The sequence below is a fragment of the Candidatus Neomarinimicrobiota bacterium genome (genome assembly GCA_041862535.1).
Lineage (GTDB): Bacteria > Fidelibacterota > Marinisomatia > SCGC-AAA003-L08 > TS1B11.
Window position 1 is genome coordinate 1 of the sequence record JBGVTM010000178.1, and the last position, 4485, is coordinate 4485.

The window sequence follows — 4485 nt, forward strand, 5'->3', positions numbered from 1 at the left end:
AGGCAGCAGGGACGATTTGATGAAGTGGTGGCCGGTTTAAGGACCACGTATCACACATTCGGGGAAAATGGGTAACCAGCAGCGAAAGGATCTCCGAGCCCTGGCCAGGGAGGTTATCCGTCAGGAAGCTGAGGCGGTCAATGTTCTGGCGGAGCGTATTGGCCTGGAATTCGAGGAGGCGGTGGAGCTGATGTTCCGCTGCCCGGGGCGGATAGTGGTAACCGGTATGGGTAAATCGGGGCAGATTTCGCGAAAGATCGCCGCCACACTCACCAGTACCGGCACCCCGGCCCTATACATCCATCCCAGCGAGGCTCTCCATGGTGACCTTGGCATGCTGGAGAAGTCCGATGTTCTGCTGGTGGTTTCCAACAGCGGTGAGACCGAGGATATCCTGAAGATGCTTCCCACCATCGAGGTGTTGCAGGTGCCGATTGTAGCTATCCTGGGGCGTGTGGATTCCGCTATTGGACGGAAGGCGAATATCACCCTGGACGCCAGCGTGGAGCGGGAAGCCTGTCCCATGGACCTGGCCCCTACCACCAGTACCACCGCCGCTCTGGCGATGGGCGATGCCCTGGCCATGGCCCTGCTGGAGCTGCGGGATTTTAAGCCCGAACACTTTGCCCTTTACCACCCTGGAGGTACTCTGGGGAAAAAATTGCTCACCACCGTGGCATCCTTGATGCACAGCGGCGAGGAGCTGCCGTTAGTTCATTTAGACACGGTAATGCGTCAGGCCATTTTCGTCATTTCAGAAAAGGGCTTGGGCGTGACCGGCGTGGTGGATGACGATGGTCGCTTAGAGGGTGTTATCACCGATGGCGATCTGCGCCGGGGATTGGAGCGCGATAACCAGCTGTTGGGTCTAAAAGCCAGCGAAGTCATGACCCTAAATCCCAAATGTATCGTCGGCACTGACCTGGCGGTGCATGCCCTGGCAATGATGGAAGACTATGCCATTACCTCACTTTTCGTGATCGACGAGAAGGACCAAACGCGTCCCCTGGGACTTATTCATATTCACGACATCCTCAAGTCGGGGATTCGCCGGTGATGACCAAGGGGATAGGTCGGATCGTGCTCTTAGCTGCGGTGGTGCTCATGTGCGCTTGCCGGGAGTCGCCGGTAGTCAAACAGCGGGGCAGCTCCAAGGATATGTACCCCGATCATGAAAGTTGGGAGAGTACCATTGTCATTTCCCGAGGGGTCTATTTAGTGGCGGTGGCGAACTCTCAGCGGATGATTAAGTATAATGACCGGAACCTGGCGCACCTCATCGGTCAGGTAAATGTCGATTTCTATGATGAGCGTGGTCAGCATATGAGTCACCTTTCCGCCGACAGCGCCGATGTGAATAGTCAGGCCAATACGATGAGCGCGTTCGGGCAGGTGGTCATCCGTTCGGATAGTGGGCTGGTACTGCAAACGGAAACCTTGAGGTGGGATGACAAGTACGATATGGTCACAACCCAGGATACGGTCTTATTTAGCACCCTTGAAGGTGATACGCTTTATGGTGTCGGTTTCGAATCGGATGTGGACCTGACCCATTGGAAGATCTACCAGCCGTGGGGAGTAACGGAGCGGGATTTTGGTGTCAGGGACTGATCAAGAAGCCGATCGGCAGATTCTGGGGGGACATGGGTTGTATCGAACCTACGGCCAGCGGGAGGTCGTGCGTGATGTTTCCCTGGAAGTTCACCGGGGAGAGATCGTGGGACTGTTGGGTCCTAACGGTGCCGGGAAGACCACTACCTTTTACATGCTCACCGGTATGATTCGGCCCACTGCCGGGAAGGTGGTTCTGGATGGGGAGGATATCACCCAGATGCCGATGTACTTGCGGGCGCGCAAGGGTCTGGGCTATTTGTCTCAGGAGCCCTCGGTCTTTACCCGTCTGACGGTGGAGGAAAATCTGCGTTTGGTTCTCCAGATGAGTGATTTCAATGACGATGAGCAGCAAGAACGCCTGGAAAAGCTGTTGGCGGAACTGCATATTGCTCATATTCGCAAGAGCAAGGCGATCACGCTGTCGGGAGGTGAGCGCCGCCGCACCGAAATCGCCCGCAGCCTGGTAATGAGCCCCAGTTTCATGCTGCTTGATGAGCCTTTTTCCGGGATCGATCCCATCGCCGTAGAGGAAATCCAGCGTATCGTTATGCAGCTACGCGAGCGAGACATCGGCGTGTTGATTACCGATCACAACGTGCGAGAAACCCTCAGTATCACGGATCGGGCCTACCTGCTGTACGACGGTGCCATGATAAAATCGGGGACGGCGGAAGAGCTGGCTGCTGACGAGGAGACCCGGCGACTGTACCTGGGCCAGAGATTCAAGCTGGAGAAACAGAAGGCCTAGAGTATGCCGACACTCCAACAAACCCAGAAACTGATCCAGCATTTGTCTCCCCAGCAAATCCTCCAGTCCAGTATCCTGCAGTTGAACAGCCTCATGCTGGAGGAACGTATCCTGGCCGAGTTGGAGCAGAACCCGGCCCTGGAGATGGCCGAGCAGGACCTGCCAGCCAGCCCCGACGAAGAATCTGAAACCGCCGAGAGTGAAGATGAATTTGATTGGGAGGAACTGTTCAACAGCCCGGAAGACTATAACGTCTCCCGTTTTGAAGACCATTCTAGAGAGGCAATCGAGATCCAGCTGGCCGCTTCAGAAGAGTTTATTGAGAACCTCCACCACCAGCTGGTTGACCTGGGGCTATCGGAGGAAGAGCTCAAGATCGCCGATGAGCTATTGGGGAACATTAACAACGAAGGTTACCTCACGGCCGAACCGCTTTTGGTGGCAGACCGGCTGCAGGTTTCGGAAGAAGCGGTAGACAAGGTCCGGCAGGAGATTATGCACCTGAACCCACCCGGTGTTGGTGCCCTCGATCTGCAGGAATGTCTCCTGGCCCAGTTGGAGGTGCGGGGTGAGGATGGTCTGGCCATGGAGTTGGTAGCGCGCCACTTCGAAGACTTCGCCAATCGCAGGTACCAACGCATTATCCAGGCCCTGGGTTGTGGTGAGGATGAGCTGCAGGCAGCCATTGACACTGTAGCGCGCCTCAACCCGAAGCCGGGTATTGGCGCCGCCACTGTCATGGGAGAGTATATCGTGCCGGACCTCACGGTGGGAGAGGACAACGGCGAGTGGGTGGTCATGTTGAACGATACCACTTTACCGGAGCTGTATGTCAGTCCCACGTACCTGGGTATGCTCAGCGGTGGTCAGGGTTTGGATTCGGAGGCCCGGCAGTTTGTGCGGCGCAAGGTGGAAGGCGCCCGGTGGTTCATCCAGGCGGTGCAGCAGCGCCGGGAGACCATGGTCAAGGTTATGCGGGCGATTATCGCCCGGCAGGAGGAATTCTTCCTTAAAGGGCAAGGCCACCTGAAGCCCATGGTGTTGAGGGATATCGCTGATGATGTGGGCATGGATATTTCCACTATCAGCCGGGTGACCAACGGCAAGTACGTTCAGACGCCCCATGAGATTTACGAGTTGAAGTACTTTTTCTCTGAAGGGATGACCACCGATCAGGGCGAGGAGGTATCTACCCGCATCATCAAGCAGGAGCTGCAGAAGCTCATTGACGGTGAGGACAAGCAGCAGCCTTTGAATGATGAGGCCCTGGCCTTGGGTCTCAATGGGCAGGGCTATCCGGTAGCCCGGCGGACGGTGGCCAAGTACCGGGAGCAGTTGAAGATTCCGGTGGCCCGGCTGAGGCGGGAGCTGTGATAAAGAATTGGAAATCGGCTAGTTGGTCCTATGCCGATTGAGGAGCGAGAGGATTTCATGAAACAGACACCCATCCACTCAACCACTATCCTGGGGGTACGCCTGGGGCGCAAGGCAGCCATGGGCGGTGACGGCCAGGTGACCATGGGGGAGATGCAGCTGAAATCGAAGGCGGTGAAGGTGCGGGCTTTTGCCGGGCAGAAGGTTCTGGGCGGATTTGCCGGGGCCGTAGCCGATGCCCTCACGCTGTTTGAGAAGTTTGAGAACAAGCTGGAGGAGTACAACCAGAGCCTGCAACGGGCGGCGATAGAACTGGCCAAGGAGTGGCGTACTGATAAATACCTCCGGGAACTGGATGCCTACCTGGCCCTGATGGACATCCGGAACAGCTACATCCTCTCCGGCACAGGCGATGTCATCGATCCCGAGGACGCGGTCATCAGCATCGGCTCGGGCAGTGGCTACGCCATGGCGGCGGCGCGGGCCCTGATCAGGGTCGGTGAGAAGGATCCCAAGACCATCGTGAAGATGGCGCTGGAGATTACGGCGGAGATTTGTATTTATTCCAATAACCAACTGACCATTCTCGAGCTGGAATGAAAGAATTAACCCCCCGACAGATTGTCAAGGAGCTGGACCGTTACATCGTAGGGCAGCAGGCGGCCAAGAAATCGGTGGCCATTGCGATGCGCAACCGCTGGCGGCGCATGCAGGTTCCGGATCACCTGCGGGAAGAAATCATGCCCAAC

6 protein-coding genes are annotated in these 4485 nt (G+C 56.8%); all 6 read left to right on the forward strand.

The genetic code is table 11. The features are described 5' to 3' along the window. Positions 1-67 precede the first annotated feature (67 nt). Complete coding sequence (locus tag ACETWG_06405; GenBank protein MFB0516218.1) at positions 68-1057, forward strand: SIS domain-containing protein; 990 nt, start codon at positions 68-70, stop codon at positions 1055-1057. Beyond that, positions 1057-1611: an LPS export ABC transporter periplasmic protein LptC gene (lptC, locus tag ACETWG_06410; protein MFB0516219.1), complete on the forward strand. Its 555-nt coding sequence runs from the start codon at positions 1057-1059 to the stop codon at positions 1609-1611. The genes ACETWG_06405 and lptC overlap by 1 nt, the downstream gene beginning before the upstream one ends. Beyond that, on the forward strand, positions 1598-2362 hold the full coding sequence (gene lptB, locus ACETWG_06415) for an LPS export ABC transporter ATP-binding protein (GenBank protein MFB0516220.1): 765 nt from the start codon (positions 1598-1600) through the stop codon (positions 2360-2362). Before lptC ends, lptB begins: the two co-directional genes overlap by 14 nt. Before the next feature lie 3 nt (positions 2363-2365). Next, entirely contained in the window at positions 2366-3736 is a 1371-nt protein-coding gene (gene rpoN, locus ACETWG_06420; GenBank protein MFB0516221.1) for an RNA polymerase factor sigma-54, read from the forward strand. A gap of 57 nt (positions 3737-3793) precedes the next feature. Beyond that, the gene (hslV, locus tag ACETWG_06425) at positions 3794-4336 is read left to right on the forward strand and encodes an ATP-dependent protease subunit HslV (GenBank protein MFB0516222.1); all 543 of its coding nucleotides are present in this window, start codon (positions 3794-3796) and stop codon (positions 4334-4336) included. Next, a partial coding sequence (hslU, locus tag ACETWG_06430; GenBank protein MFB0516223.1) for an HslU--HslV peptidase ATPase subunit occupies positions 4333-4485 on the forward strand: 153 nt, incomplete at its 3' end. The genes hslV and hslU, both read left to right, overlap by 4 nt.